Source organism: Dactylosporangium sp. NPDC006015 (assembly GCF_040614215.1).
GTDB classification, from domain to species: domain Bacteria; phylum Actinomycetota; class Actinomycetes; order Mycobacteriales; family Micromonosporaceae; genus Dactylosporangium; species Dactylosporangium maewongense.
The window spans coordinates 110,115-135,023 of the sequence record NZ_JBEXUD010000025.1 but is presented as its reverse complement, the minus strand read 5'-3'; the positions used below and the strand labels follow the sequence as shown (position 1 = coordinate 135,023).

Genomic DNA, 24,909 nt, shown 5'->3' with positions numbered 1-24,909 from the left:
TCGATGGCGCGGCTATTTCTTTTGGTACGGGCGACCGATACCGTGACGGCTATGCATTGACGGGCGAGTGCCGCCCCGCATCGCGGGATCCCGGCGGCACTCCGGCGCGACGTCATCGCAGCACCACCACAGCACCCCACTCGCTGCGCGCTTTCCCTCCGGGCGTGCCGCACCCGCGTCGCCCCGTTCCCCTGCCTGACGCACCCCCGTGCGCCGTATTCGTCCCGCGCCGCACCGGCCGGGCGGACACGCCTGCCCGGAGAACGACGGCATCAGCCTCCGGAACGGATCGCCCCGCTGACCGCCTGCGGCCTGGGCGGCATCTGCTGTTGAACGAAGGGAATGCACCATGGCAAGGAACAGGATCGATCGCCGTACCCTGCTGCGAGGTGCCCGATGAGGGCGTGGCGCCTGGTCGAGGAGGAGCCGGCGGAGCCGCAGCCCGCCCCCGAGCGTCCGCGTGCCGTCGGACGGTACCTGGTCGTCGCGGCGGTCATGCTGGTCGGCCTGGTCGGCGCCGGTGGATTGGCCGCCGCCCAGACCGGGATGTTCGCCGAGCGTCCGGACGGCTGCGCCCAGCCTGACCGCAGCGTCCAGCTGTACGCGGTGGAGCTGCCCAAGGACGGCACGCAGACCCGGATCGGCTACGGCCTCACCCCGGAGACGGCGTCCTACCCGGGCCCGTTGATGGAGATGATGGAGGGGGAGTGCCTCGCCATCACCCTGCACAACCAGGTGCCCGAGGCGACCCTGGCGGCGCTGCGCACCAACCCGAGCCACCCGCTCGGCGTCTCCCTGCACGTCCACGGGGTCAAGTACACCCAGGAGTCCGACGGCACGGTGCAGAGCGGGTCGTACGTCCCGCCGGGCGGCACCCGCACCTACACCTGGTACGCCCAGCCCCGCAACACCAAGACCGGGGCGCAGGGCACCGCCGGGTACTGGTGGTATCACGACCACGTGGTGGGTGGCCCGCACGGCACCCAGGGACTCGCCGCCGGCCTCTTCGGCGGCCTGGTGGTCCGCCGCCCCGGCGACCCGAAACCGGACCGGACCTACACGGTGGTCTTCGGCAACCAGCAGAGCATCAACCTGCGTCGCGGCGCGGCCACCGACACCTGCGCGGAGGTGAACCCGCAGCCCGGCCCGACCTGCCTGGTCGCCCGCAAGGGGGAGCGGGTGGAACTGGTGGTGGTCGGCGCCGGCAACGACATGCACACCTTCCACCTGCACGGGCACTCCTGGGCGGACACCCGGACCGGGGTGGTGAGCAACGGGCAGCCGCTCGCCGACTCCGTGCCGATCATCGACACCAAGGTGCTCGGCCCGGCCCAGACGTTCGGGGTCAGCTTCGTCGCCGGCGACTCGGTCGGACCGGGGCACTGGATGCTGCACTGCCACATGCAGTTCCACTCCGACGCCGGCATGTCGACGATGCTGCACGTGCTGGACGAGAACGGGAACATGCCGTCCGGCATGGACCACCAGCACGCCGCCGCCCCGGCAGCAGCCGCCGTACCCGCCACCGACGACGGCACCCACGTGCACAACTGACGGCCCGGGGCGGCCGGCCTCAGCGTCGAGGACCGGCGGCCCCGGACCCCCACCGCACCCTGCGCCACGTACCGGAGCGGCTGAGGAGGACCCTAGTAGCCTGTGCGGCCAGTTCTCACAGCATCAGGAGCTGTCATGTGTCAACGCGCCACCTGCAAGACCTGCGGCAAGGCCACCTACACCGGATGCGGCAACCACGTCGACACCGTCCTCGCCGGCGTACCCCAGTCCCAGCGGTGCGCCTGCGAAGCCAAGCCCCCGACGGTCCGCTTGCTGTCATGGCTCCGCAGGCGCTGACGCCGTGCGATGCAGGTGCCGCGGGTGCGGGGACGGTTGATGCGATGCACTACTCCGCCGTTGCGGGGAGATGGATGGTGAAGGCGGCGCCTTCGCCCAGGCGGCCCGACGCCTCGATGGTTCCGCCGTGTCCGGTGACGACCTCTCGGGCGAGGGCGAGGCCGAGCCCGAAGCGGCGGTGATCGCCATGACCCCGCGCGAACCTGGCGAACAGCCGCTCGGCGTCGGCCGGGTCGAAGCCGGTGCCGTCGTCCCGGACGACGACGGTGACGAACGCGCCGTTGGCGCCGAGTTCGAGGCTCACGTGGCCGCCTTGCCTGGTGTGGCTGAGGGCGTTGTCGACCAGGGCGGTGAGCACGCGCCGCAGGGCGGCTTCGTGGCCGGGGACCGTCGAGGGTGCCCCGGTGCCGGGCAGCAGGGCCAGCTCGACGTCCTGTCCCCGGGCGCGATCGGCGTGGCAGGCGATGACGTCCGCGGCGACCGCCTCGAGGTCGACCGGAGCGCGGGCGTCGTCGCGGCGGCTGAGCTGGGTGGACAGCAGCAGGTCCTCGACCACCTCACCGAGGTGCCGGGTGCCGGTGACGAGCTGGTCGACGTCGGTGGTGACGTCCGTGACGTCCGCGCCGGCGCGCAGGTCCATCTGGAGCAGTTGCGCCCGGGTGTGCAGCTGGGTCAGCGGGGTGCGCAGTTCGTGGCTCGCGTCGGCGACGAACCGCCGTTGCCGGGCGAGGGCGTCCGCCAGGGGTGCCGTGGCGCGGCGGGCGAGCAACGCCGCGGACAGCAGCGCGATGAGCAGGCCGGCAAGCTCGCCGATCACGAGGGCGCCGAGCAGTCGCTCCCGCTCTTCGTGCTGCTCGTGCCGGCTCAGGACCACCTGCACGGTTTGGGTTCCTCGCGGCAGCGTCAGGGTCAGGTAGCCGCCCTCGCTGCCGGCGATGGTGCTGATCTCGCTCACTCCGCTGGCGCGGACACGCTGGAGCGCACCCCGGTCAGGCAGTTGCGTGGGTGCGCCCTTGGTGGCCCTGATACCACCGCCGGACTCCTGAACGAAGATCCACCCGTCTGGTGGAGGATCGTTCACATCCTCCGCGTGCGCGGCGGTCTGCCGCAGCAGCGCCATGGAGGCGGCGTTCTGGCTGTGGGTCACCACGGCGAAGGCCAGCCCGCCGAGGACCAGCAGGCTCACCGTGATGGCGACCGCGGTCTGCACGGCGATGACGCGACGTGCCCGCGACAGCAGGACCTGGTCCGGATCAGTCCCGGCGGTGCTCCGGCGCTTCATCCGGGCCCGAGCCGATAGCCCACACCCCGGACGGTGGCCACCGCGGCCGTCCCGAGCTTGCGCCGCAGGTAGTGCACATAGGTGTCGACCAGCGCGACGGTGGCGGCCTCGGGAAACACCCGCTGCACGATCTCCTCCCGGGTGAACGCCCGCGCCGGGTTCCGGGCCAGCAGCCGCAGCAGGTCACTCTCGCGGCCGGACAGCGCCGCGATCGACCCGTCCGGAGCGGTCACCGTCCTCGTGATCAGGTCGAACGTCGCATCCCCGACCATCAGATGCTGCCCCGACCGGGAGTGCCCGCGCAGCAGCACCCGGACGCGAGCGAGGAGCTCGTCGACCTCGAAGGGCTTGACGACGTAGTCCTCGGCGCCGGCGTCGAGTCCGGTCACCCGGTCCGGCACGGTCCCGAGGGCGGTCAGCACCAGCGCCGGAACGGTCACGCCGGTCCTGCGCAGCCGGCCGAGCAGGTCGAGGCCCTCGATGGCCGGGAGCCCCCGATCCAGGATCATCGCGTCGTACTGGCGGGTGAGCGCCAGATGCAGGCCGGCCTGGCCGTCCGGTGCGAGTTCGGGCTCGTACCCGGCGCTGCGGAGCAGGCGCAGCAGCAGCGGGCCGAGTTCACGGTCGTCCTCGACCACCAGCACCCTCGCAGCGCTCATGCCCGCTCCGTACTCCTCTCCTGCTCGGCCACCGGTCCAGCTTCTCCGCCGGAGATGGGAAAGTTCGAAGATTCGCTTCATAGCATCTGCCGGGTCGTGAGCCGTGGGGCATGACACCGAACTCCTGTCACCGCGGCCATCGTTTTCGGAAGGAATCCCCATGGGCACGGTCAACGGACTGCCGGCACACATCCTGCTCGTACACGCCATTGTGGTGCTGCTTCCACTCGCCGCCCTGCTGCTCGTGCTGACCGCCGTCTGGCCCGCGGCCCGCCGCCGTTTCGCCGGCCCGAACGCGATCCTGTCCGCGCTCGTCGTCGCCCTTGTTCCCGTCACGACGAGCGCCGGCGAGTGGCTGGAGCACCGGGTCGGCGAGACCGCGCTGCTGGACCGGCACACCGAGCTCGGCGACACTGCCATCTGGGCCGCCCTCCCAGTGGCCGTCCTGGCCCTGGCCATCTGGTGGCGGCAACGGGAGACGACGTCGCCGGCGACCCGGCGCACCTACCTGGCGCCGCTGTCGGCCCCGATCACCAGGGCGATCGTCGCGCTGGCCGTCGTCATCGCCGGCTGGGCCGTCTTCGACACGTACCGCATCGGCGACTCCGGGGCAAAGGCCTCATGGACCGGCACGTTCAGCACCGTCAGCCGGAACGGGCGCGCCGGCGACTGATCGCCCGGCAGGTGCCGCTACGTCGTCGACACCGCGGACCCTGATGTTGCCGACATCGTGTCGCTAAGATACCAACGCCGTGTCGGTAACTGGGCCGCGGGCGTCGGCGATCGTTGGAGCTCGGATGCAGCGCAAGGCTTTGCTGGTCGTGTATCTGGCGTTGTTCGTGGACATGCTGGGCTTCGGTGTGATCCTGCCGTTGCTGCCGTTTCGGATCGAGCAGCTCGGTGGCTCCGGAGCGTGGGTCGGTGCGGTACTGACCGCCTATGCGCTCGCCCAGTTCGTGATGGCTCCGGTGCTCGGTGCGATGTCGGACCGCTACGGCCGCCGGCCGCTGCTGCTGGCCAGCCTTGCCGGTTCGGCGGTCTCACTCGCCTTGGTCGGTTTCGCCGATTCGCTGCTCATGCTGCTTGCCGCCCGGGTGGTGGCCGGGCTGTGCGGCGGCGCGATCGCTGTCGGCCAGGCATACGCGGTGGACCTGAGCCCTCCGGAAGAACGCACCCGGGCGCTCGGGATGGTCGGCGCCTCGATCGGCATGGGCTTCGTGATCGGCCCAGCGCTCGGCGCGGCACTGGCCGGGCTTGGCTTCACCGGGGTGAGCCTGGTCGCCGCCGCCATCGCGCTGACCAACCTGCTCGCCGGCGCGGTCCTCCTGCCCCGCCGGCCGGCTCCGGGCGACGCGGTGCCGCCGCGGCGAGCGCCTGGCGCTCACACCGTCCTGGCGCACGCGATGCGGCTTCCCACACTGCGGCCGGTCGTCGCTGCGGTCTTCGTCTCCATGTGCGCCTTCGCCGCTATGGAGGCGACGTATGCGCTGCTCGGTGCACGCCGGTACGGGCTCGGCCCGGTGGGGCTCGGCCTGGTCTTCACCGGCGTCGGCGTGGTGATGGCGGTCGTGCAGGGCGGCGTGGCGGGAAGGGCGGCGAACCGGTTCGGCAACCGGCGGGTCGCAGTGGCAGGCGCGGTGCTGCTCGGTGCGGGCCTGGCGGTGCTGCCGTTCGCCCCGGCCTGGCTGGGCTATCCCGCCCTGGCCGTCGTCGCCGCCGGACAGGGCCTGCTCGGCACGGCTGCGGCCGCGCTCATTGCTGAGGCCGGCGGCCGAGCACTGGGCGGGATGCTCGGCATCGGGCAGGCAGCCGCCGCGGCGGCCCGGGCGCTCGGACCGCTCGCGGCCGGTGTCGCCTTCGACCTGCGGCCGGGACTGCCGTACTGCCTCGGCGCCGTCCTCTGCGGTCTGGCTGCCGTACTGCTGCACCGGTCCGGCAACGCCGAGGCGCGTCCAACCACCATCGAGATGGGACAACCGGCGTGATGACAACGTTCGGTCGCCTGGTCGCCCAACGCGGGCCGGATCGCCGGGCCGGACTACTCGTCGTCAGCGTCGAGGCGGCTGACGTCGGAGACGCGACTGGGCAGGGTGACGGTGTGGCCGTAGAAGTTGCGGATCTCGGCGACGACGCGCTCGAACTGGTCGAGGTCGATCGGCTTGGTGACGAACGCGTTGGCGTTGCGGGAGTAGCTGGCCGCGATGTCGCTCTCCGTCGACGACGTGGTGAACACGATGACCGGGATCGACTTGAGCTTGTCCTCCTGCTTGATGAGCGTGAGCGCCTGGCGGCCGTCGACGCGCGGCATGTTCAGGTCCAGCAGGATCAGGTCGGGCCGGGGTGCGTCGGTGTACGGCTCCTCCCGGTGCAGGAACGCCAAGGCTTCCCCGCCGTCGGCCACGTGGTGCAGCTCGCTGCGGATGCTGTGATCCTCGAAGACGCTCTCCATCAGTGCCACGTCGGCGGGGTCGTCCTCGACGAGCAGGACCTGCAGGACGGAACGCTCAGTCGGCATCGCGGTGCTCTCTGCTGGTTGGTCGGCCGCCGGGCGGCGTGGTCGGAGCATCAGGGCCGGCCGTAGCGAGGCGAGGCACCGCTCACGAGCGCGCCCGCGCTGCCGGCGACCTTGACAGCGGTACAGTACGGCACCGTTGCAGCACTGCCCGAAGACCCGGACCGGGAAACCCGCGCCGCCGGTCGACCGCCGGGACTTTCCGGTTCCCACCCGCTGTCAGCGCGGCTCAGCCGGGGTCGGCGGCGCGGAAGGCTTGGCCCGACGTCGCGACGAGGGCCACGGCGACCGCGCCGGCGGCCATGGCCACGAGTGGGATCGCCGTCACCGAGCCGGCCGCGTAGCACCATGAGCCGACGGCCGAGCCGGAGACGATGCCGATCTGGAAGACGATGCCGTACACGGCGTTGGCCGGTTCGGCGGCGCGGCCCGGGGCGCGCCGCAGGACCGCCAGGGAGGTCGCCACCACGAGGACGGAGAAGGTGCCGCCCCACACGAGCAGCATCGGCACGCCGGCGTACGGGGCCGCCGCCAGACCCGCCGACCAGACGCCGGCGAGCGCCACCACGAAGACCACCGAGGCCGCGCGGGTGCCGGTGATCGGGCGGGTGTCGCTGAGCCGCCCGCCGAGGTTGCTGCCGATGACCGCGCAGACGCCGTACACGAGCAGCAGCACGGTCAAGGTGGTGCCGTGCAAACCGAATCGTTCGGCCGCGAACGGGGCCACGTAGGTGAACAGCGCGAAGTGCCCGACCACCGTGGCGAGCAGCACGCCGAGGACGGGGACGAGGCCGGGCAGCCGCAGCACCTCGGGGAGGCGGGGATGGTCCGCGGGGGTGCCGGGCTCGTCCGCGACCGAGGGCACCAGGAAGAGCACGGCCACGGCGAGCAGCAGCGACACCGCGGCGATGGCGAGCAGGGCGGCCCGCCATCCGGCGAGCTGGCCCAGGCCGGTGGCGAGCGGCGTGCCGACGACGAGCGCCGCCGAGCCGCCGACCATCACCCGCCCGGCCGCGCGCCCCCGCGTCGACGGCCGGGCGAGGCGCTGGGCGGTGGGTGCGGCGAGCGCGAAGAACAGCCCGTGCCCGACCGCGGCGAGCCCGCGACCGGCGGCGAGGACCGTGAGGTTGCCGGCGGCGGCGGTCGCGACGTGCCCGACGCTGAACGCCGCCGTGCTCGCGGCCAGGACCCAGCGGCGGTCGAACCGGGCCGTCCACCGCGTCAGCGGGACCGCGGTGCCGCCGGCGACCAGGGCATACCAGCTGACCGTCAGCCCGACCCGGCTCTCGGTGCTACCGACACCAGAGGCGATGTCGCTGATCAGCCCGATCGGGGTGGTCTCGCCGGTGACGACGATGAAGGCCAGAGCCGCCAGGGCGAACGTGGCGACGAGTTCGGTACGCGGATGCATCGGCACCGACTCTGTCACGGCCCGGGCCGGCTCCGCCTCCGAACGTGATCCACGACTCGCGGACGTTCAGTCGTCATCCGAGGAGAACGCGCGGGCCAGCAGCGCGGCGATGGCGACACCGACCACGGCGATGGCGACCTGCACGCCGATGACCAGCCAGTCGTACCGGTGACCGGCCACGACCAGGACCTTGTCGCTGCTGATGTCCCACCGGTCGGCGGCCCACGTGCCGGCGACGGCGGCACCCATCCCGATCAGCACGGTGAGGATCAGGCCGATCGGCTGCCGGCCCGGCAGCACGATCCGCGCGACGACACCGATGACCGCACCGAACACGATCGCGGACACGTAATCCTGTGCACTCACCGAGCGACCTCCTCGTCCCGATCCGCCTCGCATTGTGCCGCAGTCGCGCAAGTCAGCCGTAGACGACGGTCACCCGTTGCAGGACGATGCCGACCTTCGGGGCGCCGTCGTCCGGGCTGCTGCCGCCGGGTTTGACGCCGCCGTCGGCGACCTTGTCGATGACGTCCATGCCCTTGGTGACGGTGCCGAAGCGGGTGTAGTCCGCGGGGAGCATCGGGTTGTCGTCGTAGTTGATGAAGAACTGGCTGCCGCTCGTCCCCGGCTCCTGGGTGCGGGCCAGGGCCACCGAGCCGCGGCGGTAGCCGGGCTGGGTGCCGAGGTTCTCCTCCGCGAACTGGTACGCGGGGCCGCCGGTGCTCGTGCCGGACGGGTCGCCGCACTGCAGGACGAACAGCCCGGCCGTCGTGAGGCGGTGGCAGGCGGTGCCGTCGAAGAACTTCTTGCCGGCCAGGTAGGCGAAGCTGGCCACCGCGCACGGGGCGGCCTTGGCCTCCATCGCGATCTCGACCACGCCGAGGTTGGTGGTCAGCGTCATGGTCGCCTTGGTGCCGCCGGGGACCGTGGCCGGCGGTGTGCCGACGTCCTTGATGGCCGGTTGGTTGCCGGCGGCGACCGGCGACCACCGGCACGCGCCGGCGGCGGCCGACGATGACGGCGACGACGGCGATGACGATGCCGCGGATGGGGCGATCCGCTGACCGAACTGCTGCCCTGGCGACGATGCCGTGGTGCACCCGGCGAGCAGCGACACGGTCACCGCCGCGCTCAGCAGGCCATGCGGTCGACGGATCATGCGTGCACAGTACGACACCCATCAGGCCGGCGGGCGGGGAGCCAGGGCGACGACGAGCGGCAGCGGGATCAGCGCGGCCATGGTGACGGCGAGACCGACCTGGTCGGCGACCCAGCCGATGAGGGCCGGACCGAGCAGGATCCCGGTGTAGGTGAACGTGGTCAGCCGCGAGATCAGGGTCGCTGCCGGAGCGCCCCGCAGCCGGCCGACCGCGCTGAAGGTCAGCGGTATCAGCACCGAGGCACCCAGCCCGGCCAGGGCGAAACCGGCCACCGCCGCGGCCGGGTGCGGCGTCAGCACGGCGAACGCGAAGCCGCCTGCGGCGATCGCCGCGCCGAGGCGGAACAGCGCGTTGCCGCCCCAGCGGCCGGTGAGCCGGTCGCCGACCAGCCTTCCCGCGGTCTGGCCGCCGGTGTACGCCGTGATCGCCGCCGCGGCCAGGCTGAGGCCGGCGTGCCGCTCCTGGTGCAGGAAGATGCCGCCCCAGCCGAGCACCGCACCCTCGTAGACCATGATCGCGGTGGCGGTCAGGCCCAGCACGATCAGGGCGCCGCTCCAGCCGGTCCGCGGGCCGGCGGTGCCGTCCTGCCCGGCCGCGTCGCCGGCCTCGGCTTCCCCGCGCCCGTTCTCCGGCACCAGCCGGGGTCCGAGTGCGAGGCCGGCGGCCAGCAGCAGGGCGCCGGCGGTGACGAGGTGGGCGGCGAGCGAAACCCCGGCGTGCGCCAGGGCGGCGGTGGACAGCGCCGCGACGACCGCGCTGATGCTCCAGGCCGCGTGGCAGCCGTTGAGGACCGGGCGCCCGGCCCGGCGTTCGACGGCGACCGCGCTGGTGTTCATCGCCGCGTCGGTGGTGCCGTGGACGGCGCCGAGCAGGGTCGCCAGGGCAGCGAACCACCACGGGCCGGGCGCGACGGCGATGCCGGCCAGCAGCAGCGGCATGACCGCGAGGGTCACGCGCAGCACCGCCCGCGCCCCGACCCGGGCGGTCAGCGGCCCGACGAACTGCATGCAGGCCAGCGCGGCACCCGCGAACAGCAGCCCGGTGAGGCCGAACCGCCCGTCACTGAGCTGGTGGGCGTCCTTGATCGAGGGTGCCCGCACGATGTAGGTCGACAGCGTGAGCCCGTTGAGGAAGAACACGGCGGTCACGGCCCACCGCCCCGCTGTCCTCACGACCGGCTGATCGACGATGGTCTGGTCACTGACGGTCATGCACGCCACCCACTCTCGGCACGGACCCGGGCGGGCCCCACCTCGATGACGAACGGCGACCGGCCGAAACCGACAACCACCGGCAAGATCTGGTCAGGTCGTGATCGGCTGGGCAGTGATCACGACGTTGTCGCGGTAGTGCCGGGTCGCGCTGTCGAACGGACCGCCGCAGGTGATGAGGGTGAGTCGCACGGCGCCGTCGCGGGCGAAGTACCGCTGCAGCGAGATCGCCGTCTTCGGGTGGATCTCGCGGGCCACGACACCGAACCGGTGCATGGTGCCGTCGCCGCCGGTGACGTCGATCCGGTCGCCCGGGCCGAGATCGCGCAGCTTGAAGAAGGCCCCGCCACCCTGCCGGGCGCTGTCGACATGCCCGGCGATGACGATCGACCCGGCGGTGGCCTCCAGCCCCGGCCCGTACCTGTACCAGCCGACGACGTCGACGCTCGGCGGCACCGCGAAGTCGCCGGTGCGCTCGTCCACGCCGACCGGGTTCACGGTCGCGTTCACGCCGAGCTTCCCGATGCGCAGCCGGGCCGGTGGCACCGCGGCGACCGCGGACGGCGGCGCACCGGCGACGATCGGCACACCGCCGCCGGACGGGGAGGGCGTCGCGGAGGCGAGCGCCGCCGCGCCGGCCGCTCCGACCGGCGGCGCCGGTCGCTGCGCGCAGGCCGCGACCGCGGCACCAGTGAGCAGCACGGCTCCGATCATCACGGCGACCCAGGCCGCCGGCCGGCCGGGGCGCGCCCCCGCAGCAGTCTGCGGGGACGCGCCGTCGCTCGACCGGGCCGGCATCACGCCCGGGCCCCGCCGGCCACCCGTCGTGCGCCGCGGCGCAGGACCAGCGCACCGCCGAGCAGCAGCAGGAGCCCGGCGCCCGCCGCCGCGTAGGTCCAGGCGGCGGGGCCCCGGTCGGCGGTGCCGCCGGTGCCGGAGTCGACGCTTCCGGGCGTGCCGTGCAGGCCGGTGATGGTCTGGGCCACCACCCCGAGGGTCTTGCCCTCCGCGGAGCCGACGGCGTAGACGATCGTCGAGGTGCCCTCGGCCAGGTTGACGTCCGCGGCGGGGATCGCCACCGTGCTCGTCCCGGCCAGCACGACGTCGGCGCTCACCGTCCCGGCCGCCAGGTCGGCCTTGGCCTCGTTCGGGTTGGTGAGGTTCTTGAACACCGGCTGGCCGCCCGCCCGCACGTCGACGGCCGGCGCCGCCGCCGTGTGCCGCACGACCAGCCGGGCCTTGCCCGGGGCGAGGGTCTTCGTGTCGTTGACGAACGGGGTCAGCGTCGGCTTGCCGTCGGCCGTCAGGTGCGCCACCAGGCTGATGTTCGCGTCGGCGGGCACGGCCGCCTGGTCGACCTTGATGACGGGGCTGGTGACCGGGTCGCCGGGCTTGACGATGACGATGTCGTACTTGCCGGCCGGCAGGTCGAGCGGCCCGGCGACCTTCGACGGCTGGAAGTTGTCGAGGGTCTTCTTGCCGTTGACGTACACGTCGACCGGCTGGCCCGGAATCCCGTGCACCACCGACACCTTGCTCGACCCGGCGGCGTGCGCCGGCGACGCGACCAGCAGCGTGGCCACGGCGACGGCGCCGAGCGCCCCGGCTCCGGCGGCGATGCGGCGCAATGTCAGACGAATGCTCATGGTGAAGCCCTTCCATTCCGGACACGCGAGCGGCTTGCTCCGTCGCCAGGTCCTTCGTGCGCCGGAGGGCGTCGCGGATTCAGGCGGTGGAACTTGCCACGAATCGCATCCAGCCGGGGGTCGCGACACGTACCTGCTTCGATGTGGTCGAGCCGGGCGTCGCCGCACTCGCGCACTTGCGGACGTGGTCGACTGGTACATGCAGGCCGAATCTCGACGGCCGTGTTCAGGTTGTAAGACGGCTGCGGCGGCGCGATGCGATCGCGACCGCCTCTGATTCGGGCCATGCAGGTCGGCGGACGGCGTAACGTCTTGGACGAGTACGCGTCGGCGCACCCTCGGCGCGGTGGGTGATCGGCCGCGAACTGGCCTCTGCTGTGCATCTGCCGTTTCCGAACCGGGCGGCGGACCGGCATGGATGCCGGGAAGGTAGCCGCCATATGAGCACGCGGGAGACCCGCCCGGTAGCGGCCCCACCGGGACCGGTGAGGACCTTGCGCCGTAGAAGGCGATGGCCGCTGCGGTCATACCTGATCGGGCTGTTGATGCTGTTCATGGTCACGGCCGGCGCAGGAATCTGTGCGGGGTGGGTGCAGGCCCGCCACGACGCGGTGTCCGCCGCCCGGGCGGACGCGTCGACGGCGGCCCGTCTGGCGGCGCGGCAGATCGGCGAGCACCTCGCCGTCGTGCGCGGCACCGTCGAGTCCGTCGCGTCCAGCGCGGGCGTGGCGCAGGTGTTCGCCGACCCGAGCGCCTGCCGGCTGGCGTTCTCCCTCGGCGGCGCCGACGACGGGCACCTGGACGTCCTGCGCCCTGACGGGACCATTGCATGCTCGTCCAGGCCACCGCCCGACGGCCAACCGGCGAACGCCTACACCAAGGCGGCGTGGCTGCCCGACGCGGTGCGCACGCCGCAGGCCGTGGCGCCGGTCCGCGACGACCGCACCGGACGGCCCGCCTTCCTGGTCACCGCCGTGATCCCCGGACTCGGCCTGGTAGCCGCGTTCGTCGACCTGACCGCCCTCGGCGCGGCGGCGGGCAATCTGTTCGGCGGAACCCGCCACCTGGAATTCGTGATCACCACCGAGGACGGCTCGATCGTGCTGACGCGGTGGCCCGACGGGTCGCGGTGGGCCGGCACCCCGGTACGCGACAGCCGATTCGCGATTACCGATGTCGATACCGGTGTCGGGGTCGACGTGACGGGGCTGCCCCGGTTGTATGGCCGGACGGCCGTCGAGGGCACCGGCTGGCAGGTCCTGGCCGGCGCGGACCGGTCGGCCGCGCTGGCCGGCGCCGACCGGCTGGCCCGGCGCCAGGCCCTGATCGTGGCGCTCGGCCTGCTCGCGGGGCTGCTGGCCACCATGGTCGTGCAGCGGCACGTCACCGCCCCGATCGGCAGGCTCCGCACCGCCGTACGTACCGCCACCACCTCCGGCAACCTGGACACGACCGTCACGGTGTCCGGCCCGCGGGAGGTCGCCGAACTCGGCGAGGACTTCACTACGCTGCTGGCCACCGTCGACCGGGAACTGCGGGAACGCCGCCGCGCCGAAGCAGCTGCCCAGGAGCACGAACGCAACTACCGGCAGATGTTCGACGCCAGCCCCAACCCCGTTGTGGTCTTCGACGCCGGCACCCTCGACATCGTCGCCGCGAACGCCGCCGCTGTCGCGTACTACGGCCGGCCCGAAGACGCTCTACTCACGATGACCTACACCGGCCTGCTCGCGGCGGAGGAACCCACCGTGCCGGCCGCCGGCACCGCGGCAGCCGAGCCGGTCGAACGTGACCAGCCGCAGCGCCATCTCAAGCACGACGGCACCATCACCGAGACCAGCGTCACCACCTACCTGACGTCCTTCGCCGGGCGGAAGGTCCGCTGCGCCGTCATCACCGACGTCACCGAACGCGAGCACCTGCAACGACGCCTGCGCCAGTCCGACCGCCTCGAAAGCCTCGGACAGCTCGCCGCCGGAGTCGCGCACGACTTCAACAACCTCCTCGGCATCATCAACGGCTACGCCGGCATGGCCGCCGCGGACCTGGAGCCGGCCGCCGCCGCTGACCCCGCCTGGCGCACCCTGCACGCCGACCTGACCGAGATCGTCGCCGCCGGTGACCGCGCGACCGCCCTCACCCGGCAGCTGCTGTCGTTCGCCCGCGCCGACCCCGCACCCGAGACCCGGGTCCTGGACCTCAACACCATCGTCGCCGACCTCGGCACCCTGCTGCGGCGTGCTCTCGGCGAGGACATCACCCTCATCACCGACCTCACCGCGCAGCCGTGGCCGATCAGCGCCGACCCCGGCCGCCTCGAGCAGGTCCTGGTGAACCTGGCCGTCAACGCCCGCGACGCCATGCCCGGCGGCGGTGTCCTCACCATCGAGACCGCACCCGTAACCGTCGATGAGCATTACGCCGCCCAGCACCCGGGCGCACGAACCGGCCGCTACATGCGGCTGCGAGTCAGCGACACCGGCACCGGCATGGACCGAGCCACCCTGGAGCGCGCCTTCGAACCGTTCTTCACCACGAAACCCAAGGGGCACGGCACCGGCCTCGGCCTGGCCACCATCTACGGCATCGTCACCCAGGCCGGCGGCCACGCACAGATCTACTCCGAACCCGGCCACGGCACGACCATCATCACGCTGCTGCCGGTCACCGATGACCTCACCGAACCGGACGCCACGCCGGCGGAGCAGCACCGGCCGGGCGCCGGCGAGACGATCCTGCTCGTCGAGGACGACGACAACCTCCGCGCGATCACCGAACGCGTCCTGCACAACGCCGGCTACACGGTCCTGTCCGCCGCCACGGTCACCGACGCCCAGCAGCTCGCCGCGGTCGACCCCGGCATCGCGCTGCTGCTCACCGACGTGATCCTGCCCGACATGCACGGACCCGCCCTCGCCGCCGCACTGCACCGCGCCCGACCAGGACTGCCCGTCATCTATCTGTCCGGATACACCGAAACAATCCTCGCCAGCCGCAGCGCCATCCCGGCTGGCGCGACCTTGCTCACCAAACCGGTCAGTGCCCACCAGCTCCTGCGCAGCGTCACCCGCGTCCTGGACCACACAACAGCGCAGGCCCCCGGCCCGCGGCCGCACTGACGCGGCTCCGCGGCGCTTCGAGCGAACGGCGTCCATCGCCGACATCGAGGGGGGTCGGCGGGGCGAAGCCCGGCGGTCTCCACGCGGTCAGACGGGGTACAGCAACCTACCGGTCAGAGGGTCCTGGCCGTAGCGCAGACACAGGTCCGCCAGCACGTCCTCATGCGTCACGGCCACGTTCATGACCGTGTCGTTGCCGGCGTAGTAGACGACGACCGTGCCGTCGGCCTCGCGTACCAGGCCGCAGGAGAAGACCACGTTCGGCACGTGGACGTAGTCGGTGTCGGGGACGCGGCAGTCGGCGCGCGACGGAAACAGGATCGGGATGCTCGACACGCGCACCACGCTCGGGTCGTCGAGATCGTGCAGGGCGACGCCGAGCACATACGGATTGCCGTCCATCGTGGCGCGTACGCCGTGGAAGACGTTGAGCCAGCCGTGCGGCGTACGCACCGGCGGCGCACCCGGCCCGATCTTGTCGGAGAAGGCGCTCGGGCCCGCGCCCGTTCGCAGCACCGGCTCGTCGGCGACCTCCCACGGCCCGGTCCGGAAGTCGTCCGCGTAGCCGATCCTGACCTGCGTGTACACGCCGCCGATGTCGCCCGGACCGACGTCGTTGGGCCGGAACAGCCCGACGTACCGTCCGCCGATCCGCTCCGGGAACACGACCACGTTGCGCATGTCCCGATCGAGCATCGGACCGTGCCTGGTGAACGTGGTGAGATCGTCGGTGAGGGCGAGCGACACGCGCACCCGGTTGCGAATCCCGGCGTGGTAGGCGCTGTACGTGACCGCGAACGTGCCCTCGACCGGGTTGATCCGGGCGTCCTCGACGCCGCCGGATTCGGTGTCGACGAGGTGCTGCCGGTCGACGCCGTCGACGCACACGTCCCGCTCGGTCGCCGGCGACAGCACCGGCCGCGGGTGCACGGTCCAGTCCGTGACACCGTCGGCGCTGACCGCGAGGCCGAGCACGCTGATCCCGCAGCGCAGGTGCGACCGGAACAGCAGCGCCGTCCGGTCCGCGAGCCTCGCCGCGCCCGCGTTGTGCACGGTGACCACCTGAAGGTGCGGCTCACGCCAGACGGCGTTGACCTGTCGCGCGGTGAGGATCGGATTGGCCGGATGCCGCAGGACCGGACGGTCCAACGACACGGCACCGGTCGTCGCATCGCCGAAGCGTATGTCGCGCGTCGTCACAGCGCCCACGGTCGCACGCGTCCGGCCGTCCCGGGTCACTCATCGAGGGCGACAACACCGGGACTTCACCGACGGTCCGACTCCCCTCAGCGTCGATGATCTCAGTGAACGGAGCCGAGCCCATCGAGGTCCGCCGCGACGAGGGGCAGCTCGGCCTCGCACAGCGCGAGCACGATGTCGTCCTTGGTCGTGAAGTACGAGTACACGGTGGGGCGTGCGAGCCCGGTGCGGTTGGCAAGGGCGGCGAAGCTCAGTGCGGCGTAGCCTTCCTCGAGTAGAACGTCGCGAGCCGCGGCCAGCAATGCGAGGCGCTGCTGGGCACGGTGCTCGGCGACGGTGGCCGCGTTGATCCTCGGCATGGCCCCTGTGCTACGGCCAGCACGGATGGTGCCGTACCGCCGAGGAAAGCGGCCGAACGTCCCGGCGGCGGCGGGTAGTTCGGCCATGACCCGGGCGTCGCGCCGGTGGCACGTTGGGAGGTGTGAGCCCCGCCGACATGACAGGAGCCGTGCCATGACCGTCCAAGCCCGGCCGGTGCTCGTCGGACTCGACGACGCCGACGACGAACTGGTGGCCGTGCGGGCCGGAGCCGTCGAGGCGCGGCTACGGGACCAGCCGCTGCATCTGTTCTCGGCGTTCGCCCCGCCGCCCCCGGATGCGCTGCCCGAAGCGCGGTGGCAGCCCCGTGACGAGGCACTGGCCCGGATGATGCGGGCGGTCGCCTTGGCGGGCCGGTCGATCGACGTCGACGCCCGGATGGTCTGCGGCGACCTCGCCGGCGCCATGGTCGCCCAGGCACCGCATGCGTCGCTGGTCGTCCTGGCCTCGGCGGCGGCTCGCCCGGACAGCGACTCGGAGGCATGCTCGGTGGCTCGCAGCAGCGCCGTGCCAGTGCTCGTGGTGCCGGCGCGGCCGGCGACGCAGGACGCCCCGGTGACGGCCGGGCTGGCCGGCGGCGCCGCGTCCGACGCAGTCCTGGAGTTCGCCTTCGATGAGGCAGCGCGCCGCGGCGTGCCGCTGCGCGTGGTCCACCTGAGCGACGCCGCGACGGCGCGGCACTGGCACCGGTCCGACTTCCTGGCGGGCCTGTCCGTGCCGGCGCCGCCGTCGATCGGGTTGACGCCGACCGACCTGGCCGAGCGGCTCCTGGCGGAGGCGCTTGCCGGCTGGCCGGCCCGGTTCCCGGACGTGCCGATCGAACGGTGCATCGTTCACGGCCCCGATGTGGAGCACGGCATCGCGGCCCTGACACGGGACGCCTGCATGATGGTGGTGGCCGCGCGGAGCCGGCTTGAGACCGGCGCGCGGATCCTCGGCCCGGTCACAGGCGGACTGCTGCGCGATGCGGGCTGCCCCGTGGCGGTCGTTGCCGCTGCGGACCGGCTGCTGAGCGCGCCGAACGGCGACATCTGCGGGTAGCCGAGCGAACGATCGGGCATGTCGCCGGGACCGGGGAGCCGCGCTACGACGGCCCGGGCTTCTCCTGGCGGACGACGGCGACAGGGCAGGCCGCGTGCTGGACGGCGGTGAGCGACACCGAGCCCAGCAGCAGCCCTGTGAACCCGCCACGGCCGCGGGAGCCGACGACCAGCAACCGGGCGCCGGCGGACCGGTCGACGAGCACGGCGGAGGCCCGGCCGCGCACGGTGATCGTGCGGAAGTCGACGTCCGGGTACTTCTCCCGCCACCCGGCGGTCGACTCGGCCAGCGTACGATGCACGTCCTCGCCCACGTCGTCGGCGTCGACGATCAGCGGGTCGTCGGGGCGGCCGGCTGAGCCCGCCCGCCGGTGGGCCAGGACGGCCGTCAGGCCGGCGCCGCACGACGCCGCGTGCTCGAACGCGAAGCGCAGCGCGTCGCCTGCGTCGTGCGAGCCGTCGACCCCGACCACGACCCGTCCCGCTTCCGGGCCGGGCGGGCGGTCGAGGTGCCGCACGACCACGACAGGGCAGGGGGCGTGCATGGCGACCTGCGTGCTGACCGAGCCCAGCAGGAGACCGGCGAAGCCGCCGTGGCCGCGGCTGCCGACCACCACCTCGGCGGCGGTCCTGGCGGTGTCCAGCAACGCCACCGGGGCCGGCTCCGGCCGGATGGCCGTGGTGAGCCGCACTGCGGACGCAGCCGCTCTCGCCCGGTCGGCGGCCTCGGCGACGATCTGCGCGGCCGCCTCCTGGATCCCGAGCTCGAACGGTGACGGCGACGGCGCGACGACCGGCGCGTAGATCGGCGGCGGCCACTGGAACGCGTTCAGGATGTGCATCGGCCGGCCCCGGCGCACCGCCTCCGCGGCTGCCCAGTCGACAGCTTCCAGGCTCGGTGGGGAGCCGTCGACGCCGACGACGATGGTGTGTTCGGCAACCATGGTGACCTCCCTTGACGGTGCCACGGGGTGAGCTCCTCCGCCGGAGCGCGCGTGGCGGCCGGGGAGCCGCGGTCACGCGGCGCCGGCCGTGCATAGCCAGTCGGCCGCCGCGCCGATCGCAGCCGCGAACGACTCGGTGCTCTCCGGCGCGGGACCGTCGCCGACGACCAGCACGTGACGCAGCTCCGGCAGCTCGCCGGCGGCGTGCCGGTCGACCGCCTCGTAGCCGATGTTGAGCCCCGGCCATCGGGCCTGCCGGACAACCACGACCGGGCGTGCTGCCAGGTGAAGTCGTGCCGGACCCAGGCGTAGCCGGCCAGATCGGCTCGCTCGCGGTCGGCCGCCGTCTTCTGTGTGCGTTCGCTCATCGGATGCCATCCTCGTTCTGAGGAGCGGCTGAGTCGCGGGATGCTTGTCGTATCCAGCGTCGCGCGGATCGCCTGGCACGCCCAGCACCGTTGGTCCCGAGCGGCCGGCCCGCGCCGCGTTGCGTCGCGCCCGGCGGTGGGGTGGCGGCACGGGACCTTCGGCCCTGACGATCTCCGCCATCACCGCGTCACGGTGGCCGAGTGAGGCCGATGTGCGGGCCGCGTACCGACCTGTACGAGGTCCGGATGGCGGTCGGCCACTCCTGCCGCCGCTGTCACCTGGAGGTGGATCATGAAGATCGCAACCCCGCTCTTCAGCGACCGGGTCGACGCGGGCCGCCAACTGGGCCGCAAGCTGACCCGGCTGCGCGGCCCGGACGTCGTGGTGCTGGGCCTGCCCCGCGGCGGCGTGCCCGTCGCCGCCCAGGTCGCCGAAGAGCTGAACGCCCCGCTGGACGTCATCGTCGTGCGCAAGCTCGGCGTGCCGTGGCAGCCCGAGCTCGGCATGGGTGCCATCGGCGAGGACGGCGTGCGCGTCCTCAACCAACGCGTCATCAACCTGGCCGGGATCGGCGACGAGCAGCTGGCCGCGGTCGAGCGGACCGAGCTGGCGGCACTGCGCCGCCGCGCGAGGCTGCTGCGCGGCGACCGGCCGGCGATCGACCTGGCGGGGCGGACCGTCATCATCGTCGACGACGGCATCGCGACCGGGTCCACCGCACGGGCCGCCGCGTGGGTCGCCCGCGCCCGGGGTGCCGCCCGCGTCGTCCTCGCCGTCCCGGTCGCGCCTGCCGAGGCGATCGAACCGCTGCTGCGCGACTGCGACGAGCTGGTCTCCGTCCGGTCGCTGAACAGGCTGTCGTCGGTCGGCCAGTCGTACGAGGACTTCACGCCGACCACCGACGACGAGGTCCGCGACCTGCTCATCCACCACAGGGCGGCGAGCCGCCCGGCAACGGCCCAGGAGCACTGGCACGACGAGCAGGTCGTCACCTGTCCGGAAACCCTGCGCCTGCCCGGCCGCCTCACCGTGCCCGCCGGCGCCGACAGACTCGTCGTGTTCGCCCACGGCGGCGGCAGCAGCCGGCACAGCCCGCGCAACGAGTACGTCGCCGCGGTGATGCACCAGAGCGGGCTCGCCACGTTGCTGTTCGACCTGCTCACCCCGGACGAAGCGGCCGACCGGGCGCAGGTGTTCGACATCGAACGGCTCGCCGGCCGGCTCACCGAGGTCACCGCGTGGGTGCGCCAGCACCCGCTGTGCGCGACGCTGCCGGTCGGCTGGTTCGGCGCCAGCACGGGCGCGGGCGCGGCGTTGTGGGCGGCCGCGGAGCCGCATGCCGGCGTCGCGGCGATCGTCTCCCGGGGCGGTCGCCCCGACCTGGCCGGGCGGCGGCTGTCCGCGGTGACCGCACCCACCCTGCTCATCGTCGGTGGCCGCGACACCCGGGTCCTGGAGCTCAACCGGGCCGCGCAGGCCCAGCTGCGCTGCCCCAACCACCTGTTCGTCGTGCCCGGCGCCACGCACCTGTTCGAGGAGCCGGGCACCCTGACCACCGCCGCCCGGCAGGCCCGCGGCTGGTTCCTGAAGCACGGCCTACGGCAGGCCACCGGGCTCAGGGGGTGACGACGACCTTCAGTCCGGCGCGCCGGACCGCGGTGCGGAACGCCTCCGTGGCCTGGGTCAGCGGGAAGCGGTGTGTGACGAGCGACGCGACGTCGACCCGCCCGCGCTGGACGAGGTCGATCGCGCGCGGATAGACGTGGTTCATCCGCCGGCACATCGCGAACGTCAGGCCCTTGCGCCGGGCCGCCCCTGCGGGGAACGTCGTCGTGTCCTCGTCCGGGATGCCGACCAGCACGACCCGCCCGCCGGGTCGGGCCGCGACCACCGCCGCATGCACGGCCCGGTCGTTGCCGGCCACCTCGAACACCACGTCGGCGTCGACGCCGTCCAAGCGGTCCGCCGCGTCCGCCGTCACCGTCTCGTCGGCGCCGAACCGTCGTGCCGCCTCCGTCCGGTGTACGAGGGGATCCATCGCCACCACCCGGGACGCGCCGGCCACCCGGGCGAGCTGGACCAGCAGCAGCCCGATCGGCCCGCAGCCGACCACCGCGACCGACCCGCCGAGCCGCAGGTGACCGAGGTCGAACGCGTGGACCGCGACGCCGAGCGGCTCCAGCATCGCGCCGTCGGTGTCGGAGAGGTTGTCGGGCAGCGGGTGCAGCAGGCTCGTCGGCCAGGCCAGCCATTCGCGCAGCGCGCCGTCGAGCTCGCCGTGCCCGGCGAAGCGGACGGTGGGGCAGAGGTTGCCGTACCCCTCCAGACACCTGGCGCACCGCCCGCACGGGATGGCCGGGTCGACGGCGACGCGGCGCCCGTGCAGCGGACCGCTCGCCACGACGCCGGCGAACTCGTGACCCGGGACGACCGGCCGGGTCAGCTGCGCGTCGCCGATCCCGCCGTGGGTGAACCAGTGCAGGTCCGAGCCGCACAGCCCGACGGCGGTGACCCGCACCAGGCTCATGCCATCGCCGGGGACCGGGCGAGGTTCGCTGGTGCCGCGCAGCGCGCCGACGCCGTGCAGCCGCACCGCCATGCCCGTGCTGTCGTCGCCCATTCAGCCATGATGACCCACCGGGTCGCGGACCAGCTCGTACGGTGGCGAACGGGTCAACGCCAGGACCCGCGACATGCTCGCCGCGGCCGATGCCAAGCTGTCCTGGAGCATCAACAACCGGGCTTCTTCGGACTCGTCATCGGCGGCGTCGCGATGATGTCTCGGCGATGATGAGCGTTGGCTGGAACGTGGCGCGGGCCAGCCAGGCGGGGGAGGCCGCCGAGTGTCGGTAGAGGGCGGACCGTAGCGTGGCGCGATGGGAATGTACCCGGAGTACAAAGAGATACCTGCGGCCCTGCTCGCCCGGCTGCTCGAACACCCCGATGACGAGGAGTGGGTCGACGGGCTCCTGTTCGAGGCCGGTGATCCGGACTCGACTACTGCGCCGGGCTGGAGCGCGGCGGCGAGTTGCTCGACCCTGACTGACGAGGAGCTTCGCGCGCGCTTCACCTGGCCCCACCTGACCTTCTCTGCCGCGCAGCGGCGCCGACTCGGCGCCCTCGACCTCGGCAAGTACCCGGATCCGGACTGGTTCAGCCATTTCCTCTTCGCGGCCGACACTCCAGAACGGATCGATCTGGAAGGCGTGCTCAGCGACGACTGGGACGAGCGGAACGCCGCCTGGGAGAAGATCGTGCAGGTGCCGGCCCACGTCGCGCACCACAGCGCCTACCGCACAGGAGACACCGAGTACGGCTTCCACACGAACGTGCCCTGCTACGGCATCGGTGAGTACCGCACAGCCGAGGTTCTGGCCTCCGTGTGGGACAAGATCGAACGTGTCCTCGCCGCCTACCCCGAGCTGACCAACCGCATCATCGAGCAGTTCGAAGCGCAGATCAGGTACTACTACGGCTGCGTCGCCCGGGGCAGCGTCGACCTCAGCGTGTGCTGGTAGCGCATGGCAGACAAGCACGCAGAAGCCCGTCTCCTCATGGGAGCCGCAGCCGCGGGCCTACTCCATGCCGGATTCAGTCTCTACTGGGCGTTCGGTGGTCGCTGGCTGCTTCCGACGGTCGGCCAGTGGGCAGTGACCGTTGCGCGAGAATCGCCAGTCACTGCCGGCTTGTTGCTGGTCGCCGTCGCTGCGGTGAAGTGCACGGTCGTGGTCGTGCCTCTGGTGACCAGCAGAAGGTCGCTCCCTCGCCCGGGCGCGTGGCGAGCGTTCGCGTGGCTGGCCGCCATCGTGCTCACCGGATACGGGGCGTTGAACTCCATCGCGGCCTGGCTCGTTCTGGGTGGTGTGCTGCGACCGGAGGGTGGCTTCGATCGGCAAGCGATGCTCGGCCACGCCTACCTTTGGGATCCGCTGTTTCTCGTGTGGGGTCTGCTTCTCGGAGCCGGCCTGCTCATTGGCAGCAACGACCGGCGAAGGCGTGCGCGGGCGAGCGCGTAGCACGCCGACGGTTGTGCGTGCACCGGTCGACCGGGCAACGGCGGCCGGCGGCTGTGCTGTGTGCGGGTACCGTTGTCGATCGCACTCGCCGAGCGACACGGAGGCCTCGATGAGGACTGAGCTGGTCACCGAGGACATGATCGCCGAGTGTCGGGAGCTGGCGAGGCTCGACCCGGCCGTCGGCGTTCCCGAGCTGGCTCACGGCCTCAACAGGTTCGGTTGGCAGGTTCGACGCGAGCGGCCACCGCAAAGCCTCCCGTACTTCGAGGAGGCCGCCGACCTCTGGCGGGTCCTGGCGGCCGATGGAGCCGCGGCGCATCTGGCCAGCGCGTCGCGGGCGTTTGCCTCGCTGGCCCAGCTGTACTCGTACGTCCACGACGACGAGCGCGCGTTGGCCGCACGGCACCAGGCTGCGGCGTACGCCCGGCGGGCTAGCCCACAACCGGCGGATGTCGACACGAGGGTCCTCATGGCGCTCGCGTCCGGGCTTGCCGAGGCCGGGCAGTTCGCGCAGGCCGCGACCGTGCAGCGTGAGGTCGTCGACAGCTACCGTACGGCCGGACCGCAGAACGGCCCTGACCAGTCGACTCTGATCATGTGGGCGCAGCTGTACCTGGCCATCTATCTCGACCTTGCCGGTGAGACCGACGCGAGCCTCGACGTCGAGCGCGCGATCCTCGCACAGCAACGCCACGAGGCCGAAACAGATCCCAGATGCCTGCCGATCCTGGCGATCTGGACGGCGGGATCGTCGGTCTGGTTCGCCGAGAACGGCCACCCGAAGATCGCGCACGGACTCCTCCGGGAATCCGTCGCTGCCTGCGAGCAACTCCCCTCCGCCGGAAGCGACGCCAACTACCAGTTCCGCCGGGCCGTCCAAGGGGCACTCTTCGCCCGATCCGGCACCCGGGACGAGCGGCCCCGAGCCGGCAGCTCGGCCCCGGTCGGCGTCGCGGCGCACGCGCGCCTGCAACCAGTCGCCGGGCTGAGCTTGCACCGGTGGGCCTTCAGCCTCCGAGAGACGTACCACGCGGGCCTCCTCGACATCGACGAAGCGATCGCGGCCCATGCCGATCGCCTCCCACCCGACACGGACCGCCTCGCCGAGCTCGGCACCCTGATCCGCCGCCGCGCCATCCGCGCCTCGGTACTCTTCGACCTGCCCCGGCACGTCCACGACGAGATGACCCTGACGCTGGCCCGAAGCGTCGAACTCGAGCGCGAACTGCACCGCACCGCGCCCGGCCCTGAAACCATCCGGCGACTGGTCCGAGCACTGACCGATCAGGCCATGGGCCACCTCGCCACCGGCGACTACGCCACGGCGGCCGACGACCTGCGCGAAGCCCTCGCCGTCCACGCCACCGCCGACAGCGCCTGACCCGCCAACATCCGCATCTGCCGCAGACCTCGCGCGGCGCTCGGGAACGAAGCCGACCACCGGAAAGATCCGCTCGCGCACGACGGCGAGGAGCGCCTTCGCCCGATCGAGCTTGTCGCCGGTCGTGATGTACTCGACCTCGCCCGGACCGCCCAGTGGTGCCGACGGTCACTCCGGAGCCCGTTCATGCTGCGTACAACCCAGCCGTCCTCGGGTTGGCTGGAGATGTTATGCCGTACCAAAAGAACGATGTCCTGGTGATCAAAGGGCTGCGATACTGCTCGGGCCATGATGGTGTGATCGTCCTGTGGGAGCTGACGGGCAAATGACCGAACCACCGAAGTTCCAGTACGTCCCGCTTCCGCCCGTGAACACGTACGCCATCCTCGCTGCCGTGTTCGCCTTCGTCGTCTTCCCACCTCTAGGGATCTACTTCGGGCGTAAGGCCAAGGAGCAGATCGCGCAGAGCGGAGAACGCGGGATCGAACTGGCCAACGTGGGTGTCATTGCTGGCTGGATCCTGAGCGTGCTCTACGGATTGTTCATGATCGTGTGGTGCAGTGTGGTCGGCATCGCGGTCTTGGGCGGATTCAACGGAGCGAACTGAGCGGCGAGCATCCGGCAGCGTAGGTGGTGGCAGCTCCCGCATGCCCGTTGGTCATCCGCAATGCCGCAGGTCTCGCGCGGCGATCGAACCGAAGACCGTCACGCTCCGTGTTGGCCGCAGTTC

At 72.3% G+C, this 24,909-nt stretch carries 23 protein-coding genes and 1 pseudogene; 10 read left to right on the top strand and 14 right to left on the bottom strand.

The annotated features are described in order from the left end of the window. Positions 1-396 precede the first annotated feature (396 nt). Positions 397-1,554: a multicopper oxidase domain-containing protein gene (locus tag ABZ321_RS35355; RefSeq protein ID WP_354899497.1), complete on the top strand. Its 1,158-nt coding sequence runs from the start codon at positions 397-399 to the stop codon at positions 1,552-1,554. A gap of 346 nt (positions 1,555-1,900) precedes the next feature. Here ABZ321_RS35355 and ABZ321_RS35350 read toward each other — a convergent pair whose 3' ends face one another. After that, entirely contained in the window at positions 1,901-3,133 is a 1,233-nt protein-coding gene (locus ABZ321_RS35350) for a HAMP domain-containing sensor histidine kinase (protein ID WP_354899494.1), read from the bottom strand. After that, positions 3,130-3,792: a response regulator transcription factor gene (locus tag ABZ321_RS35345; protein WP_354899491.1), complete on the bottom strand. Its 663-nt coding sequence runs from the start codon at positions 3,790-3,792 to the stop codon at positions 3,130-3,132. Before ABZ321_RS35345 ends, ABZ321_RS35350 begins: the two co-directional genes overlap by 4 nt. A 160-nt stretch (positions 3,793-3,952) precedes the next feature. On the opposite strand from ABZ321_RS35345, the gene ABZ321_RS35340 reads away from it, so the two are divergent. Further along, the gene (locus tag ABZ321_RS35340; RefSeq protein ID WP_354899488.1) at positions 3,953-4,465 is read left to right on the top strand and encodes a DUF2231 domain-containing protein; all 513 of its coding nucleotides are present in this window, start codon (positions 3,953-3,955) and stop codon (positions 4,463-4,465) included. 124 nt (positions 4,466-4,589) lie between these two features. Next, on the top strand, positions 4,590-5,777 hold the full coding sequence (locus ABZ321_RS35335) for an MFS transporter (protein WP_354899485.1): 1,188 nt from the start codon (positions 4,590-4,592) through the stop codon (positions 5,775-5,777). 53 nt (positions 5,778-5,830) lie between these two features. Here ABZ321_RS35335 and ABZ321_RS35330 read toward each other — a convergent pair whose 3' ends face one another. The 7 genes from ABZ321_RS35330 to ABZ321_RS35300 form a co-directional block, all read right to left on the bottom strand. After that, a complete protein-coding gene (locus ABZ321_RS35330; protein WP_344511175.1) occupies positions 5,831-6,307 on the bottom strand; it encodes a response regulator in 477 nt (158 codons plus the stop codon). A gap of 226 nt (positions 6,308-6,533) precedes the next feature. Continuing rightward, positions 6,534-7,715 (bottom strand): MFS transporter, encoded by a 1,182-nt coding sequence (locus ABZ321_RS35325; RefSeq protein WP_354899482.1) that lies wholly within the window; start codon positions 7,713-7,715, stop codon positions 6,534-6,536. A gap of 66 nt (positions 7,716-7,781) precedes the next feature. After that, complete coding sequence (locus ABZ321_RS35320; protein WP_344511179.1) at positions 7,782-8,081, bottom strand: GlsB/YeaQ/YmgE family stress response membrane protein; 300 nt, start codon at positions 8,079-8,081, stop codon at positions 7,782-7,784. A 52-nt stretch (positions 8,082-8,133) separates the two neighbouring features. Then, positions 8,134-8,874, bottom strand: coding sequence for a peptidylprolyl isomerase (locus ABZ321_RS35315; RefSeq protein ID WP_354899479.1), 741 nt, complete (start codon positions 8,872-8,874; stop codon positions 8,134-8,136). 21 nt (positions 8,875-8,895) lie between these two features. Then, complete coding sequence (locus tag ABZ321_RS35310; RefSeq protein ID WP_354899476.1) at positions 8,896-10,086, bottom strand: MFS transporter; 1,191 nt, start codon at positions 10,084-10,086, stop codon at positions 8,896-8,898. 93 nt (positions 10,087-10,179) lie between these two features. Further along, on the bottom strand, positions 10,180-10,800 hold the full coding sequence (locus ABZ321_RS35305) for a sortase (RefSeq protein WP_354899473.1): 621 nt from the start codon (positions 10,798-10,800) through the stop codon (positions 10,180-10,182). 83 nt (positions 10,801-10,883) lie between these two features. After that, the gene (locus ABZ321_RS35300) at positions 10,884-11,732 is read right to left on the bottom strand and encodes a DUF4397 domain-containing protein (RefSeq protein WP_354899470.1); all 849 of its coding nucleotides are present in this window, start codon (positions 11,730-11,732) and stop codon (positions 10,884-10,886) included. 545 nt (positions 11,733-12,277) lie between these two features. On the opposite strand from ABZ321_RS35300, the gene ABZ321_RS35295 reads away from it, so the two are divergent. After that, entirely contained in the window at positions 12,278-14,851 is a 2,574-nt protein-coding gene (locus ABZ321_RS35295) for an ATP-binding protein (protein ID WP_354899468.1), read from the top strand. Between the two features lie 87 nt (positions 14,852-14,938). Here ABZ321_RS35295 and ABZ321_RS35290 read toward each other — a convergent pair whose 3' ends face one another. Beyond that, entirely contained in the window at positions 14,939-16,006 is a 1,068-nt protein-coding gene (locus ABZ321_RS35290; protein ID WP_354899466.1) for a hypothetical protein, read from the bottom strand. A 146-nt stretch (positions 16,007-16,152) separates the two neighbouring features. After that, positions 16,153-16,410 (bottom strand): helix-turn-helix domain-containing protein, encoded by a 258-nt coding sequence (locus ABZ321_RS35285; protein ID WP_344511191.1) that lies wholly within the window; start codon positions 16,408-16,410, stop codon positions 16,153-16,155. Positions 16,411-16,564: 154 nt separating this feature from the next. Here ABZ321_RS35285 and ABZ321_RS35280 point away from each other — a divergent pair, with 154 nt between their 5' ends. Beyond that, the gene (locus ABZ321_RS35280) at positions 16,565-17,470 is read left to right on the top strand and encodes a universal stress protein (RefSeq protein ID WP_354899463.1); all 906 of its coding nucleotides are present in this window, start codon (positions 16,565-16,567) and stop codon (positions 17,468-17,470) included. Between the two features lie 43 nt (positions 17,471-17,513). Here the strand turns inward: ABZ321_RS35280 and ABZ321_RS35275 are convergent, their stop codons facing one another. Together ABZ321_RS35275 and ABZ321_RS35270 are read right to left on the bottom strand one after the other, a co-directional pair. Then, the gene (locus ABZ321_RS35275) at positions 17,514-18,413 is read right to left on the bottom strand and encodes a universal stress protein (protein ID WP_354899460.1); all 900 of its coding nucleotides are present in this window, start codon (positions 18,411-18,413) and stop codon (positions 17,514-17,516) included. Between the two features lie 72 nt (positions 18,414-18,485). Continuing rightward, entirely contained in the window at positions 18,486-18,680 is a 195-nt protein-coding gene (locus tag ABZ321_RS35270) for a hypothetical protein (RefSeq protein ID WP_344511196.1), read from the bottom strand. A 393-nt stretch (positions 18,681-19,073) separates the two neighbouring features. Between ABZ321_RS35270 and ABZ321_RS35265 the strand changes: the two are divergent. Beyond that, a pseudogene (locus ABZ321_RS35265) lies at positions 19,074-19,694 on the top strand (phosphoribosyltransferase family protein); the annotation flags it as partial. 703 nt (positions 19,695-20,397) lie between these two features. Here the strand turns inward: ABZ321_RS35265 and ABZ321_RS35260 are convergent. Beyond that, on the bottom strand, positions 20,398-21,402 hold the full coding sequence (locus ABZ321_RS35260) for an alcohol dehydrogenase catalytic domain-containing protein (protein ID WP_354899456.1): 1,005 nt from the start codon (positions 21,400-21,402) through the stop codon (positions 20,398-20,400). Between the two features lie 262 nt (positions 21,403-21,664). On the opposite strand from ABZ321_RS35260, the gene ABZ321_RS35255 reads away from it, so the two are divergent. The 4 genes from ABZ321_RS35255 (at position 21,665) to ABZ321_RS35240 (ending at position 24,786) form a co-directional block, all read left to right on the top strand. Further along, on the top strand, positions 21,665-22,300 hold the full coding sequence (locus ABZ321_RS35255; RefSeq protein ID WP_354899453.1) for a hypothetical protein: 636 nt from the start codon (positions 21,665-21,667) through the stop codon (positions 22,298-22,300). A 3-nt stretch (positions 22,301-22,303) separates the two neighbouring features. Beyond that, positions 22,304-22,798: a DUF3995 domain-containing protein gene (locus ABZ321_RS35250; protein WP_344511202.1), complete on the top strand. Its 495-nt coding sequence runs from the start codon at positions 22,304-22,306 to the stop codon at positions 22,796-22,798. Beyond that, positions 22,755-24,179 (top strand): hypothetical protein, encoded by a 1,425-nt coding sequence (locus ABZ321_RS35245; RefSeq protein ID WP_354899450.1) that lies wholly within the window; start codon positions 22,755-22,757, stop codon positions 24,177-24,179. Before ABZ321_RS35250 ends, ABZ321_RS35245 begins: the two co-directional genes overlap by 44 nt. Before the next feature lie 325 nt (positions 24,180-24,504). Continuing rightward, positions 24,505-24,786: a DUF4190 domain-containing protein gene (locus tag ABZ321_RS35240; protein ID WP_344511206.1), complete on the top strand. Its 282-nt coding sequence runs from the start codon at positions 24,505-24,507 to the stop codon at positions 24,784-24,786. Positions 24,787-24,909: the final 123 nt, after the last annotated feature.